The following is a 12,078-nucleotide window of genomic DNA, read 5'->3' as shown; positions in this document are numbered from 1 at the left end:
TTGTGGGAGAAGGTGGCCTCGCGAAGCGAGGTCGGATGAGGGTTTTTCGGCGCGCCAGCCGGCCGCCCTACGTGCCCATCCATCTCTCGCGTGGCAGCCGGTACAGCACGTGGCGCTTCAGCGCCGGGTGGCTGTCCGGGACGCTTGGATGGTCGAAATCGCCCGCCTCATCTCGTAGCATGCCGAGGCGCTCCATCACCGCGGTCGAGCGCCCGTTACTCCGGACCGCGAAAGAAACGATCTCGTTGAGGCCGAGGGTCCCAAAACCGTAAGCGAGATGCGCCCGCGCTGCCTCCGTGACATAACCGTGGCCCCAGTATTCGGGCGCGAGGCGCCATCCGATCTCGATCGTATCGGCGGGCAAGAACGGCTCGAGATAGTCGGCCCGATAAAGGCCGGCGAAACCAGCGCATTCACCGGTCGCGGCAATCTCGATCGCCGAGAAGCCGAAGCCGTTCGCGTCGATGAAATCCCGCAGCTTGTCGAAAAGGGCATCGGATTGCGCGCGGTCGCGGCGGAACGGGAAGAACTCCATCACGCGCTCATCGGAATTGATGCGATGAAAGAGAGGGCGGTCCCGCTCTTCCCAGTTGCGCAGGATGAGGCGCTCGGTCCTGATCGGCGTCATGTCGTGAATTCGCTGCGGCGGTAGCCCTGTATGTAGAGCAAGGCGGTGAGGTCGCCATGATCTATACGCATGCGCGCCTCCGCGGCGACTGCGGGCTTGGCATGAAGCGCCACGCCGCTGCCGGCCATGCGGATCATGTCGAGATCGTTGGCGCCGTCGCCGACCGCGATCGCGTCGGCGGGTGTAAGTCCCAGCCTCGCCGAAATATCGAGCAGCGCCTCGGCCTTGGCCGCCCGGCCGAGAATCGGCTCGGCGACGCGGCCCGCGAGCTTGCCTTCGCGTTCGATGAGCCTGTTGGCGCGGTTCTCGTCGAAGCCGAGCCTGGCCGCGATACGCGATGTAAAGACATCGAAACCGCCAGATATCAACGCGGTCCAGGCGCCGTGGGCGCGCATCGTCGCGACGAGTTCGAGGCCGCCCGCCGCAAGGGTGATGCGCTTGGCGATGATGGTCTCGACGACCTGAGCCTCCAGGCCTTCGAGCAGTGCGACGCGTTCGCGCAGCGCCGGCTCGAAGGCGATCTCGCCATTCATGGACCGTGCCGTTATGGCTGCGACATGTTCCTTGATGCCGATTTCATCGGCCAGTTCGTCGATACATTCCTGGTCGATCATGGTCGAATCCATGTCCGCGATCAGGATCTTCTTGCGCCGTGTGGCGGACTCCTGGACGACGATGTCGATCGGCTCGCCGGCAAGGTACTCGCGCAAGCGGCGTTCGATGTCCGCCGCATCGGCGCTCCGCGGAAGTGCCAGGTCGCACGCGACTTCCTCGGCCAGCCAGTCGATTGCGCTTGCCTCGACCGCTTGCGAGGCCTTATGCGCTAGCGGGATGGACAGGGACCGGTGTTCCGGGCGAGCGATCAGCGTGGCGACGAGAGGCATGGGGCAATCCGCAGCGGGAGAGGCCGAAGGCCTCGTGAAGAATGCGACCCTGATAGCCGGACCGACCGCCAGCGGCAAGTCGGCCATGGCGCTGGATTTGGCCGAGCGCCATGGGGGTGTCGTCGTCAACGCCGATTCCATGCAGGTCTATTCGGTCCTCGATGTTCTGACTGCCCGGCCCGGGGCGGCCGAACTCGCCAGGGCGCGGCATGAGCTCTATGGGCATGTACATCCGAGCCAGGCCTACTCGACCGGCGCGTGGCTGCGCGACGTGGAACGGCTGGCGCGAAGCGGCGCGCTCGCCGGCAAGATGCCGATCTTCGTCGGCGGTACCGGACTCTATTTCCGAGCCTTGGTCGAAGGGCTGTCGGAAATGCCCGACATTCCTCCCGAAGTGCGCGATCGGCTGCGCCATGAGCTCGCCGAAGGCGGCGCTGAAAGCTTGCACGCTTTACTGTCCGAAAGAGACCCCGAAGCGGCGCGGATGATCTGGCCGTCCGACGGCCAGCGGATCGTTCGGGCGCTGGAGGTGCTCGAGGCTTCCGGCCGGTCGATCCTGGCCTGGCAGGCGGATCGGGGCAGGCCGCTCGTCGATCGCGCAACGGCGCGGTTCCTCCAGATCCGGCCGGCCCGCGAAGAGCTTGTCAGGCGTATCGACGCGCGGTTCGACCGGATGATCGAAGGCGGTGTGCTGGACGAGGTGAGGGCGCTTGCCGGCTTGAAACTCGATCCGACCTTGCCGGCCATGAAGGCTATCGGCTTTCGCGAGCTTCAGGCGGCGCTGGAGGGGCGAATGGAAATGGCCGAAGCGATCGAGCGCGCGAAGATCGCAACGCGGCAATACGCGAAACGCCAGGCAACATGGTTCCGGCACCAGCTCGGACCGGAGTGGCGGAAGATTTGACCAGCCCTTGCGGAAAATCCTGGGGACGACCATCGGCAAGCAGGTTGTATTTTCGTGTTTATCCCGTAGTAGTTGCAGCGATTAACTTCGCGTAAGGCCCTTGATGGGATAAGGGGCTGGTGTCCAGCGGGTAGGCAATGCGCTTCCACAAAGCGGAATCGGCATTCTTCGTTTTTATCGTCGTGCTCCTCGCGGCCGGCGTCGTGACGTTTTATGCCTATGACGTGCTGCAGGATGTGACGGCCCAATCGGATCCCAGGGGGATCGACGGTATAGCCGATCTCAAGACGCTTCTTTACATCACGGCCGTTCTCCAGGCGACCGCCCTGATCTTCGGCATATTCCTCATCTATCCGCTGATCCGCACACAGGTGAAGGAAGAAGGCAAGCTGCGCGCGATGACCATGACCCTCAGCCGGCGTTCGGAGACGCTGGAACAGGCCGCGTTGACCGACGCTTTGACCGGCATGCACAATCGTCGCTATTTCGACGATGCGCTGCGGGAGTACATTGAGGAGTTCCGCCGCATCAACCGGCCGGTGGGCCTCATGCTGCTCGACCTCGACCACTTCAAGCAAGTCAACGACACCTACGGTCACGACGTGGGCGACGAAGTGCTGCGGGCGGTGGCCACCTGCCTGAAGGGCGTCACGCGCTACCACGATGTCGCCGCCCGGCTCGGCGGCGAGGAGTTTGCGGTGGTGACGCCCAACATGGATGGCGAGCGGCTGACGAAGTTCGCCGAGCGCATCCGGGGAGCCATCGCCAACATGGCCATCCAATCGGGCAATGCCAGGCTGAATGTCACCACCAGCCTGGGGCTCGCGGTGTGGGATGGCAAGGAGACGGCGGAAGAATTCTATCGTCGCGCCGACAGGCTGCTCTACCAGGCCAAGAGCATGGGGCGGAACCGCATTTGCGCTTAGGATGCTCTCATAGTGCGTCCTTCGAGGCTCGCTTCGCTCGCACCTCGGGATGAGGAGGTGGGTGCCAGGCCCCGTATCCTGAGGCGCCCGCGATGCCGGCCCCGATGGGCGAGCGCGAATATCGACTCAATCCCTCCAGGTATCCTCCTCGCCTCGTCTCCGGTTCTGAGATTGGTGCATAACGCCGACCTTCCTCATCTTGAGGGCGCGAGCGAAGTGAGCCTCGAAGGACGCACTGGAATGTAGAGGGGGAGGGCCCCTTAGTCCCGTTGCGGACGAACCCCGAATACCGTCGGCTTGAGCCCGTAGCCGAAATCGTCTTCGGGTCGCGACTGGACGACCGGCGGGCGAAATTCCGGTTCGCCGGCCTGGCGTAGCGGGCTCACAGGCTCGCCGAACGAGCTGGATTCCGGGGCCTTGGGGACATTGCGCAGGCGCCCCACGATGGCTGCGAGGTCGACATCCCTATTGCCGGCGATCATGTGGTCGGCATTGTTCTTCCCGGCCGCGCCAGGTAACAGGGCCGTGTCGAGCTTCTCGAATTTCAGCCGCATGGTCGTCGCGACGCCTTCGCCGAAGGCGATCGCCTCGCGCTGTCCCATGGAGGACAGAAACGACAGCGTCGAAGCCGAGGAGTCGGCGATGGCCGAGCGGATGATCGCCTGGTCCTGTTCGTTGGCGAGCCGCATGGCGAAGACGGTCGAGCATTGCGACAACACGGTCGGGTCGAGTTCTCCGGGGCGCTGGGTGATAATGCCCAGCGAGCAGCCGTACTTGCGGCCCTCCTTGGCGATACGGGACAGGGCATGCCGCGTCGGCGCGAAGCCGAGACGCTTATCGGCCGGCATGTAGCGGTGCGCCTCCTCGCAAAGCACCAGGAGCCGCAGCCTGCCTTCGCTCCATAGAGCAAGATCGAAAGCAAGACGCGCGAGTACCGAACAGACCGAATTCACCACTTCGGAAGGCATGCCGGCCATCTCGAAACAGGTGACCGGACGGCCCTGATGCGGCACACGGAAGATCCTGCCGATGGTCTCGTGGATCGTATCCTCGATGAGCCGTGAACTGAACATGAAGCGGTAGCGCGGGTCGGTCACAGCAGCCTCTATGCGTATCTTGAGCGAGCGGTAGACCGGCCTGTCATTCTTGGTTTCGAGCAGGCCCATGCGCTCGTCGATCAGCTTCAGCAGATCCGCCATGCGGTAAGGCACCGGTGTATCGGCCGTCATCGGATCGGCACCGCGCCGCGTGTAGATCCCGGCATTCGGGTTCCGGTAGAGGCCCTTGGCGACCGGGATCAGCTCGCGGAGCAGATCCACCTCTTCTGCGGCGGCTTCCCGGCCGCGGAACAGCACCTCCGTCAGTTCCTCGAGCCGGAACAGCCAGAACGGCAAGTCGAGCGTGGAAGTGTCGATGCGTACAGCCTCGTCCGGCAAGGACGAGGCGAATTCATTGTGCGGATCGAGGATCAGCACGCGCAGATCGGGGCGTGCAGCCAATGCCTTGCGCAAGAGCAGCGCCACGGCCGTCGATTTGCCGACGCCTGTGGTGCCGACGACGGCGAAATGCCGGTTCAACGTGTCGTCGATCGCGATGCAGGCCTCGATGCTGTCGTCCTGCGACAGGCTCCCGACGGTGATGGCATTTCGCCCCGCGAGATCGTAGATCGCTTGCAAGTCCCGAGCGCGGATGCGATGCGCGACAGCGCCGATATGCGGATAGGTCGTGATGCCGCGATCGAAGAGGGGCGTGCCTCTTGCAGGATCGTCACGAACCTCGCCGATCAACTCGATGCTGACTTCGATGGCGTTCTGCTGGTCGAAAGCCCAGACGCGATCGGCCTTGGCGATCGCGTAAACGAGACCAACCGTCCGCGTCGGGCCGAGATTGACCGAAATCAGCCGACCGACCGTCCAAAGCCCGTTGGCGACGCCGTTCCCGCCATCGGCGAACGCCGCAACCGTGGCCCGCGCGCCGTCGCATTGCACGATGCGGCCAAGGGCCCGATCATCGGGCTGCCCGGGATGGCGACGCTCCTGCGAGATGGCTTCGCCCGCGTTCCGCTCGACATACATTGCTGGTGTTCCCCGACCTCGGCCCTTTCCGGGCACCGGACGAGTATGGCCGGAGCCGGGTTAAGACCTCGTGAGACGAGAGGGTGAAGGCCCGCTTAAGGCCTTCGCTCCATTCTTATCGGTCAAGGCTTGAGGGTCTCGTTCACGTAATAGGTGTTGAGGATCGACAGCCGAGGCTGATCCGAGGTGGTCTTGATGGTCGGTCGCCCGTGCCAACTCATGCCGGTCGGCGAATGACGGGCCTTCAGGACGACGAAAGCATATCCGACATTGGGCAGGAAGGGGAACGTCTTGACAGGCTCCAGACCGTACGAGCCGACATGCAGCAAGCCTTTCAGCGAGGCCTGATAGAGCGTGGTGCCGAGTTCGCGCTGGCTTTCGTCCGTCGGGCAATACAATTGCATTGTGACGACTTTCTTGCGCGTGTCGGGATGCGGATTGATCTTGTAGCCATCCTTGTCCACGTAGAGGACGGGCCTCGCCACCATGGTCAAGGCATCGGGGCCGGCAACCCGGTCGCCACGCGCGCGGATCTCCAGCCCGGTTCGCAATTGTCTGCGAATGGCATTCTCGACTTCCGCCGAGGTCAGTGTCTCCGAAACTGCCTGCCATATACCCCGCAAGCCGCCGTCGATCTTGTCGATGTGCCCGTCATAGAGCGGAAGTTCGAGCCGCGTGCCGTTGCGGGCGATCGAACTGTATCCTTCACTTGGGAAGGCTTTCAGCATCCGCGTGTAGAATTCTCTCGGGAAAAAGTTCTCGAAGAAAATATGGGGGAAGGGCTCGGAGAAGCAGTCCGCGGCGTCGATGCTGGAAACCGCATGGTCGATAAGGTCTCGTGAAGTGAAGTAAGCCTCGAATTTCCCGCCAGAAAGCATAGTCGCGGATCCTCCCGGTCTTCCTAAGAAGAGCTAGACAATTCGTTTGGGGAAAGTCAATTCAGCCCGTTCGCCGGCTTTCGATTTAGCGGAAAGACCCAATGCTTCGGATGGCACCCGGGGGTTACTAAGAATCGGTTGGGAGTTCACGCCGAAGCGCAGGGTTGCACGGAGCAAGGCTTTTCATCATAGTGTACGAATGTCTGATATCGAGAACGAAATCGTCGACGCACTCGCAGCACGCATCCACGCAGACCGGATCGCACGCGGTTGGTCGCTCGGCGACCTAGCTGATCGTTCAGGCGTCTCGAAGGCAATGCTGAGCGCGATCGAACGTGGCAAGGCTAGCCCGACGGCGACGCTTCTCGTTCGGATCGCATCCGCCTATGGAATGACGTTATCGTCCCTGATCGCGCGCGCCGAACTGCATTCCGGGGGCCTGTTGCGCAGGGCCGACCAGCCGGTCTGGAGGGATCCGCAGACCGGTTACGTCCGGCGACATCTCTCGCCCGCGACCGATATGCCGCTCGAGCTGATCCATGTCGAACTGCCGGCTGGCGCCACGGTCGAATTCCCGGCTGCATCCTACGCCTTCATCCGCCAGCAGATCTGGCTGATCGCTGGCCGATTGCACTTCACCGAAGGTAGCGTCGTCCACGCGATGGAGCCGGGCGACTGCCTTGCGCTTGGGGCGCCCGCCGACTGCAGCTTTCATGCTCCGGGACCGCAAGCCGCCGTCTATGCCGTCGCCGTGGTGAGGAACTGAGCAAAGTGCAACGTCGTGTGAACCGCTCTCATAATGGCGGCCCGCCGCTGGACGATTATGAGGGGCCGCCTTGGGGAAAGGGCGACCCCTATCGGTTCCTCGCCTGGAAATCGGCCCATGCGAAGGCATGGAAAGCGCCGAGCCACGAGGTCATGCTGATGCGCCTCGAGCGAGCCGAGCGCATCGGCCTTACCTATGAGGAATACACGCTCGAAATCCTGGAACGTGGCCGGCACCTGCAGGAAGAGGATGCCGACCGCATCGCCGAGATCCGCGCCGCTCGACGCCGGCGCAAACGGTGAACCGGCGTCGGGCCATCTCCGTCAACGCAGGTGATGGACTTCCTGCATGCCGTAGACAGGTGTCGGGATTCCTTCCTGGCGAGCTTTCAACTGCAGGGCCAGGAACTGGGAATAGTGACGCGACTGGTGCAGGTTGCCGCCGTGGAACCACAAGGCTTCCTGCTGCGTCGGCTTCCACATGTTGCGTTGCTCGCCCTCCCAAGGGCCAGGGTCCTTGGTGGTGGCCGAGCCAAGTCCCCAGCATTTGCCGACCTTGTCCGCGACCTCCTGCGATATCAGTTCGGCCGCCCAGCCATTCATCGAGCCGTAACCCGTCGCATAGACGATGAGGTCGGCCGGCAATTCGGTTCCGTCTTCCAGGACGACCGATTTCTCGGTGATCTCCTCGACCTGTGAGCCGCTCTTCAGCTTGATCGAGCCGTCGATGATCAGTTGCGAGGCGCCGACATCGATATAGTAGCCTGAGCCGCGGCGCAGGTATTTCATGAACAGGCCCGAATTGTCGTCGCCCCAGTCGAGCATGAAGCCCGCCTTCTCCAGTCCTCCGTAGAATTCCGCATCGCGCTCCTTCATCTGCTGGTAGAGAGGGATCTGGAACTCGTGCAGGATCCGGTAGGGGATCGACGCAAAGATCATGTCCGCCTTGGCGGTGGAGATGCCGTTCTCGACCGCCTGCTCGGAATAGAGCGCTCCCATGCCGATCTCCATCAGCGTGTCGGAGCGCACGATGTGTGTGCTGGAGCGCTGGACCATGGTCACGTCGGCGCCTGCTTCCCAAAGGGCCGCGGCGATGTCGTGGGCCGAGTTGTTGGAGCCGATCACCACCGCCTTCTTGCCCGCATAGGCATCGGGTCCGGGGTGTTTCGAGGAATGGTGCTGGTCGCCCTTGAAACGTTCCATGCCCCTGAACTGGGGCATGTTGGGCCTTCCTGACATGCCGGTGGCAAGGACGAGCTGCTTCGGCCGCAAAACGATGTCCTTGCCGTCGCGCCGCACCACGACGTTCCATTCCTTCTTTTCCTCGTCATAGGTGGCGCTCTTCGCCTCGGTCGACGTCCAGTAGTTGAGCTCCATCACCTTGGCATACATCTCAAGCCAGTCCCCGATCTTGTCCTTCGGCGAGAAGACCGGCCAGTTCCTGGGGAAATCGATGTAGGGAAGATGGTCGTACCACACGGGGTCGTGGAGACAGAGAGACTTGTAGCGTTTGCGCCAGCTGTCTCCGGCGCGCTCGTTCTTCTCGACGATGATCGTCGAGACGCCCAGCTGCTTCAGTCGCGCTCCGAGCGCGATGCCGCCCTGGCCTCCGCCGATGACGACGCAATAGGGCTGGCGGCTGAAGCCGAGTTCGGCGGCTTCCTCGTCGCGCTCCTCCTTCCACGACTTGCGGTTCTTGCCCGAACCGTGCTTGGCGCCTAATGGACGCGCATAACCGATCGGCTCTTCGTGCCCCTTGAGTTCCGCCATGGTGGTGAGCAGCGTCCAGATCTTCCCTTCTTTCACCCGGATATGCCCGAAACCACGTGCGACATCCGTCTCGAAAGTGATCCAGCCTTCGATGACGCCGTCCGTTTCCGTCGCGTCCTCACTCTCGGCGATGGCCCAGTTGGCCGGCTTCGTCCCGGGTAGCTGGCTTTCCAACATGGCCCGAATCTGGTCGCGTCCTTCCATCGTCCTGATGTTCCAGGTGAACGCCACGAGATCGCGCCAATAGCAGTCTTCCTGGAACAGGCTGACGGCTTTGTCGATGTCTCCGGCCGCAAGAGCCTGGCCGAAGTTTTCGAGTAGGGCGGAGAGTTTCTGGTTGGGCGCCTTGTCGAGCATGCATATCCTCCCACGGATCCTGAATGTATCGTCCGCCGGGCTTCCGGCCCGGAAAGACCAGTATCCGGAACTTGCGCGCCTTCGTCACCCCCACCATAGTTTGGTGATATTTCAATCCCTTATGGGAAGCGGCGATCTGGATGCCCTTTAATCGGCGCCGGGCGGCGAAAAAACGCTGAGGCACCGTTGACTTATCTGGCCAAGCGCTCTTATTCTCCGCGCCCATGACGAACGCACTCATTCTCGTAGTAGGAAGGCGCATGGGCAAGGCGGTGTGACCGCCGGGCGAAATCCACCCATGCGCTGAAAGCAGGCTCCCTCGGGGGCCTTTTTTATTGCCCGAACGACTATACGATCAGCAGCAAGCCGGCAGGCGAAGAGAGACGGACCAGACGGATGACCAACGGAACGAGCGAACGGCGCGAAATGACGGGCGCCGAGATGGTGGTGCAAGCGCTGAAGGACAACGGCGTCCAGCATATCTTCGGCTATCCGGGCGGCGCGGTCCTTCCGATCTATGACGAGCTTTTCCAGCAGGAGGACGTCCAGCATATCCTCGTCCGCCACGAGCAGGGCGCCGGCCACGCTGCGGAAGGTTACGCCCGCTCGACCGGGAAGGCCGGCGTCATGCTGGTCACGTCGGGGCCTGGCGCCACCAACGCGGTCACCCCGCTGCAGGACGCGTTGATGGACTCCATTCCGCTGGTCTGCATCACCGGCCAGGTGCCGACCTCCCTGATCGGCTCGGATGCCTTCCAGGAATGCGACACGGTCGGCATCACGCGCCCCTGCACCAAGCACAATTGGCTGGTGAAGGACGTGAACGAGCTGGCGGCAATCCTGCACGAGGCCTTCCACATCGCGACCACGGGCCGTCCCGGCCCGGTCGTTGTCGACATACCGAAGGACGTGCAGTTCGCCACCGGCACCTATGTTCCGCCGCAGACGGCGCCGCGCACCAGCTACCAGCCGAAGGTCCAGGGCGACCTTGAAAAGGTGAAGGCTGCGATCGCCTTGATGGTCGAGGCGAAACGGCCCATCATCTATTCCGGCGGCGGCGTCATCAATTCCGGCCCGGAGGCGAGTCATCTGCTGCGTGAACTGGTCGACCTCACCGGTTTCCCAATCACCTCGACCCTGATGGGGCTCGGCGCCTATCCGGCCTCCGGCAAGAACTGGCTCGGCATGCTGGGCATGCACGGCACCTATGAATCCAACATGGCCATGCATGACTGCGACGTCATGCTCTGTATCGGCGCGCGTTTCGATGACCGCATCACGGGCAGGCTCAATGCCTTCTCGCCCAATTCGAAGAAGATCCACATCGATATCGATCCGTCCTCGCTCAATAAGAACGTGCCGGTCGATATCCCGATCCAGGGCGATGTCGGGCGGGTTCTCGAGGATCTCGTGCGGCTGTGGCGTGCTTCGGGTCGTGCCGACAAGAAGGCGCTCCATCCCTGGTGGGAGCAGATCGCCAAATGGCGGGCCAGGGATTCGCTCGCCTACAAGGCAAATGACGACGTGATCATGCCGCAATACGCGATCGAGCGCCTTTATGCCTTGACCAAGGACCTCGACACCTACATCACCACCGAGGTCGGCCAGCACCAGATGTGGGCCGCGCAGCACTATGGCTTCGAAAAGCCGAACCGCTGGATGACTTCGGGCGGACTGGGGACCATGGGTTACGGGCTCCCGGCGGCTCTCGGCGTGCAGATCGCGCATCCGGATTCGCTCGTGGTCGACATTGCCGGCGACGCATCGGTCCTGATGACGATGCAGGAGATGAGCTCGGCGGTGCAGTATGAGGCACCGATCAAGATCTTCATTCTCAACAATCAGTATATGGGCATGGTCCGCCAGTGGCAGCAATTGCTGCACGGCAATCGGCTCTCGCACTCCTATACCGAGGCGCTGCCCGATTTCGTGAAGCTGGCGGAGGCCTATGGCGGCCACGGCATCCGCTGCGAGAAGCCCGGCGACCTCGACGACGCCATCCGGGAAATGATCTCCGTGCGCAAGCCGGTGATCTTCGACTGCCGGGTGGCGAACCTCGCCAACTGCTTCCCGATGATCCCTTCGGGGAAGGCGCACAACGAGATGCTCCTGCCCGACGAGGCAACGGACGAGGCGGTCGCAAACGCGATCGACGCCAAGGGCAGGGAGTTGGTGTAACAAGGAGCGGCGGGCGACAGACCCGCCGCCCTTTCCGGGCGACGTCGGCAAGCCGAGCCGCTCGAACACCGCTCCAAATTGAAAGTATTAGAGAAAGCAAACTCAGATGAGCGCCCACCTACAAGCCACCGGCTCGGCCTATTTCATCTCCAAGGAAACGGCGAAGCTGGAGAAGCACACTCTCTCCGTGCTCGTCGACAACGAGCCGGGCGTTCTTGCCCGAGTCATCGGTCTGTTTTCAGGCCGCGGCTATAACATCGAAAGCCTGACCGTTTCGGAAACCGAGCATGAGAAGCATCTGTCGCGCATCACGATCGTGACAAGCGGGACCCATCACGTGCTGGAACAGATCAAGCATCAGCTCGAGCGCATCGTCCCGGTGCATAGGGTGGTCGACCTGACGGTGCTTGCCGACGATCTCGGCAACGGAACGCCGCTGGAGCGTGAACTCGCTTTGGTCAAGGTCACCGGCACGGGCGAGGCTCGCGTCGAGGCGCTGCGGCTCGCGGATGCCTTCCGCGCCAAGGTCATCGATGCGAACACCGAGCATTTCATCTTCGAGATCACCGGCAAGAGCTCCAAGATCGACCAGTTCATCGCCATCATGAAGCCGCTCGGCCTGGTCGAGATCTGTCGAACGGGCATCGCCGCGATGAATCGCGGGCCGCAGGGCATGTGAGACCTGCCGGTCACGCACCTTTTTCCCCTAGCAA

Annotated in this window: 11 protein-coding genes; 6 read left to right on the top strand and 5 right to left on the bottom strand. The window is 62.7% G+C overall.

Annotated elements, in window-relative coordinates; genetic code table 11:
* Nucleotides 1-67: 67 nt before the first annotated feature.
* Together ACCO56_RS26930 and serB are read right to left on the bottom strand one after the other, a co-directional pair.
* Complete coding sequence (locus tag ACCO56_RS26930; protein ID WP_433643989.1) at nucleotides 68-628, bottom strand: GNAT family N-acetyltransferase; 561 nt, start codon at nucleotides 626-628, stop codon at nucleotides 68-70.
* On the bottom strand, nucleotides 625-1,512 hold the full coding sequence (serB, locus tag ACCO56_RS26925; protein ID WP_433643988.1) for a phosphoserine phosphatase SerB: 888 nt from the start codon (nucleotides 1,510-1,512) through the stop codon (nucleotides 625-627). The genes ACCO56_RS26930 and serB overlap by 4 nt, the downstream gene beginning before the upstream one ends.
* On the opposite strand from serB, the gene miaA reads away from it, so the two are divergent.
* Both miaA and ACCO56_RS26915 read left to right on the top strand, forming a co-directional pair.
* Complete coding sequence (gene miaA / locus ACCO56_RS26920) at nucleotides 1,511-2,416, top strand: tRNA (adenosine(37)-N6)-dimethylallyltransferase MiaA (RefSeq protein WP_433643987.1); 906 nt, start codon at nucleotides 1,511-1,513, stop codon at nucleotides 2,414-2,416. The genes serB and miaA overlap by 2 nt on opposite strands.
* Before the next feature lie 137 nt (nucleotides 2,417-2,553).
* On the top strand, nucleotides 2,554-3,342 hold the full coding sequence (locus ACCO56_RS26915) for a GGDEF domain-containing protein (RefSeq protein WP_433643986.1): 789 nt from the start codon (nucleotides 2,554-2,556) through the stop codon (nucleotides 3,340-3,342).
* Nucleotides 3,343-3,602: 260 nt separating this feature from the next.
* On the opposite strand, the gene ACCO56_RS26910 is transcribed toward ACCO56_RS26915, so the two are convergent.
* Nucleotides 3,603-5,417, bottom strand: coding sequence for an ATP-binding protein (locus ACCO56_RS26910; RefSeq protein ID WP_433643985.1), 1,815 nt, complete (start codon nucleotides 5,415-5,417; stop codon nucleotides 3,603-3,605).
* Nucleotides 5,418-5,539: 122 nt separating this feature from the next.
* Nucleotides 5,540-6,295: a hypothetical protein gene (locus tag ACCO56_RS26905; protein ID WP_433643984.1), complete on the bottom strand. Its 756-nt coding sequence runs from the start codon at nucleotides 6,293-6,295 to the stop codon at nucleotides 5,540-5,542.
* Nucleotides 6,296-6,494: 199 nt separating this feature from the next.
* Between ACCO56_RS26905 and ACCO56_RS26900 the strand changes: the two genes are divergently transcribed.
* Both ACCO56_RS26900 and ACCO56_RS26895 read left to right on the top strand, forming a co-directional pair.
* On the top strand, nucleotides 6,495-7,061 hold the full coding sequence (locus ACCO56_RS26900; RefSeq protein WP_433643983.1) for a helix-turn-helix domain-containing protein: 567 nt from the start codon (nucleotides 6,495-6,497) through the stop codon (nucleotides 7,059-7,061).
* 5 nt (nucleotides 7,062-7,066) lie between these two features.
* Nucleotides 7,067-7,363, top strand: coding sequence for a hypothetical protein (locus tag ACCO56_RS26895; protein ID WP_433643982.1), 297 nt, complete (start codon nucleotides 7,067-7,069; stop codon nucleotides 7,361-7,363).
* Nucleotides 7,364-7,384: 21 nt separating this feature from the next.
* On the opposite strand, the gene ACCO56_RS26890 is transcribed toward ACCO56_RS26895, so the two are convergent.
* Nucleotides 7,385-9,187: an NAD(P)/FAD-dependent oxidoreductase gene (locus ACCO56_RS26890; RefSeq protein ID WP_433643981.1), complete on the bottom strand. Its 1,803-nt coding sequence runs from the start codon at nucleotides 9,185-9,187 to the stop codon at nucleotides 7,385-7,387.
* 396 nt (nucleotides 9,188-9,583) lie between these two features.
* Here ACCO56_RS26890 and ACCO56_RS26885 point away from each other — a divergent pair, with 396 nt between their 5' ends.
* Together ACCO56_RS26885 and ilvN are read left to right on the top strand one after the other, a co-directional pair.
* Nucleotides 9,584-11,365 (top strand): acetolactate synthase 3 large subunit, encoded by a 1,782-nt coding sequence (locus tag ACCO56_RS26885; protein ID WP_433643980.1) that lies wholly within the window; start codon nucleotides 9,584-9,586, stop codon nucleotides 11,363-11,365.
* Nucleotides 11,366-11,471: 106 nt separating this feature from the next.
* Entirely contained in the window at nucleotides 11,472-12,044 is a 573-nt protein-coding gene (gene ilvN, locus ACCO56_RS26880; RefSeq protein ID WP_433643979.1) for an acetolactate synthase small subunit, read from the top strand.
* The last annotated feature ends 34 nt before the right edge of the window (nucleotides 12,045-12,078 follow it).

Origin of the sequence: Mesorhizobium sp. 1B3 (assembly GCF_050958605.1) — a bacterium.
Lineage (GTDB): Bacteria > Pseudomonadota > Alphaproteobacteria > Rhizobiales > Rhizobiaceae.
This window is presented reverse-complemented; position numbering and strand designations above follow the sequence as displayed.

Coding starts and splice junctions, on each gene's coding strand:
- ACCO56_RS26930 (WP_433643989.1), bottom strand. CDS start 628: ATGACGCCGATCAGGACCGAGCGCCTCATCCTGCGCAACTGGGAAGAG.
- miaA (WP_433643987.1), top strand. CDS start 1,511: ATGGGGCAATCCGCAGCGGGAGAGGCCGAAGGCCTCGTGAAGAATGCG.
- serB (WP_433643988.1), bottom strand. CDS start 1,512: ATGCCTCTCGTCGCCACGCTGATCGCTCGCCCGGAACACCGGTCCCTG.
- ACCO56_RS26915 (WP_433643986.1), top strand. CDS start 2,554: ATGCGCTTCCACAAAGCGGAATCGGCATTCTTCGTTTTTATCGTCGTG.
- ACCO56_RS26910 (WP_433643985.1), bottom strand. CDS start 5,417: ATGTATGTCGAGCGGAACGCGGGCGAAGCCATCTCGCAGGAGCGTCGC.
- ACCO56_RS26905 (WP_433643984.1), bottom strand. CDS start 6,295: ATGCTTTCTGGCGGGAAATTCGAGGCTTACTTCACTTCACGAGACCTT.
- ACCO56_RS26900 (WP_433643983.1), top strand. CDS start 6,495: ATGTCTGATATCGAGAACGAAATCGTCGACGCACTCGCAGCACGCATC.
- ACCO56_RS26890 (WP_433643981.1), bottom strand. CDS start 9,187: ATGCTCGACAAGGCGCCCAACCAGAAACTCTCCGCCCTACTCGAAAAC.
- ACCO56_RS26885 (WP_433643980.1), top strand. CDS start 9,584: ATGACCAACGGAACGAGCGAACGGCGCGAAATGACGGGCGCCGAGATG.
- ilvN (WP_433643979.1), top strand. CDS start 11,472: ATGAGCGCCCACCTACAAGCCACCGGCTCGGCCTATTTCATCTCCAAG.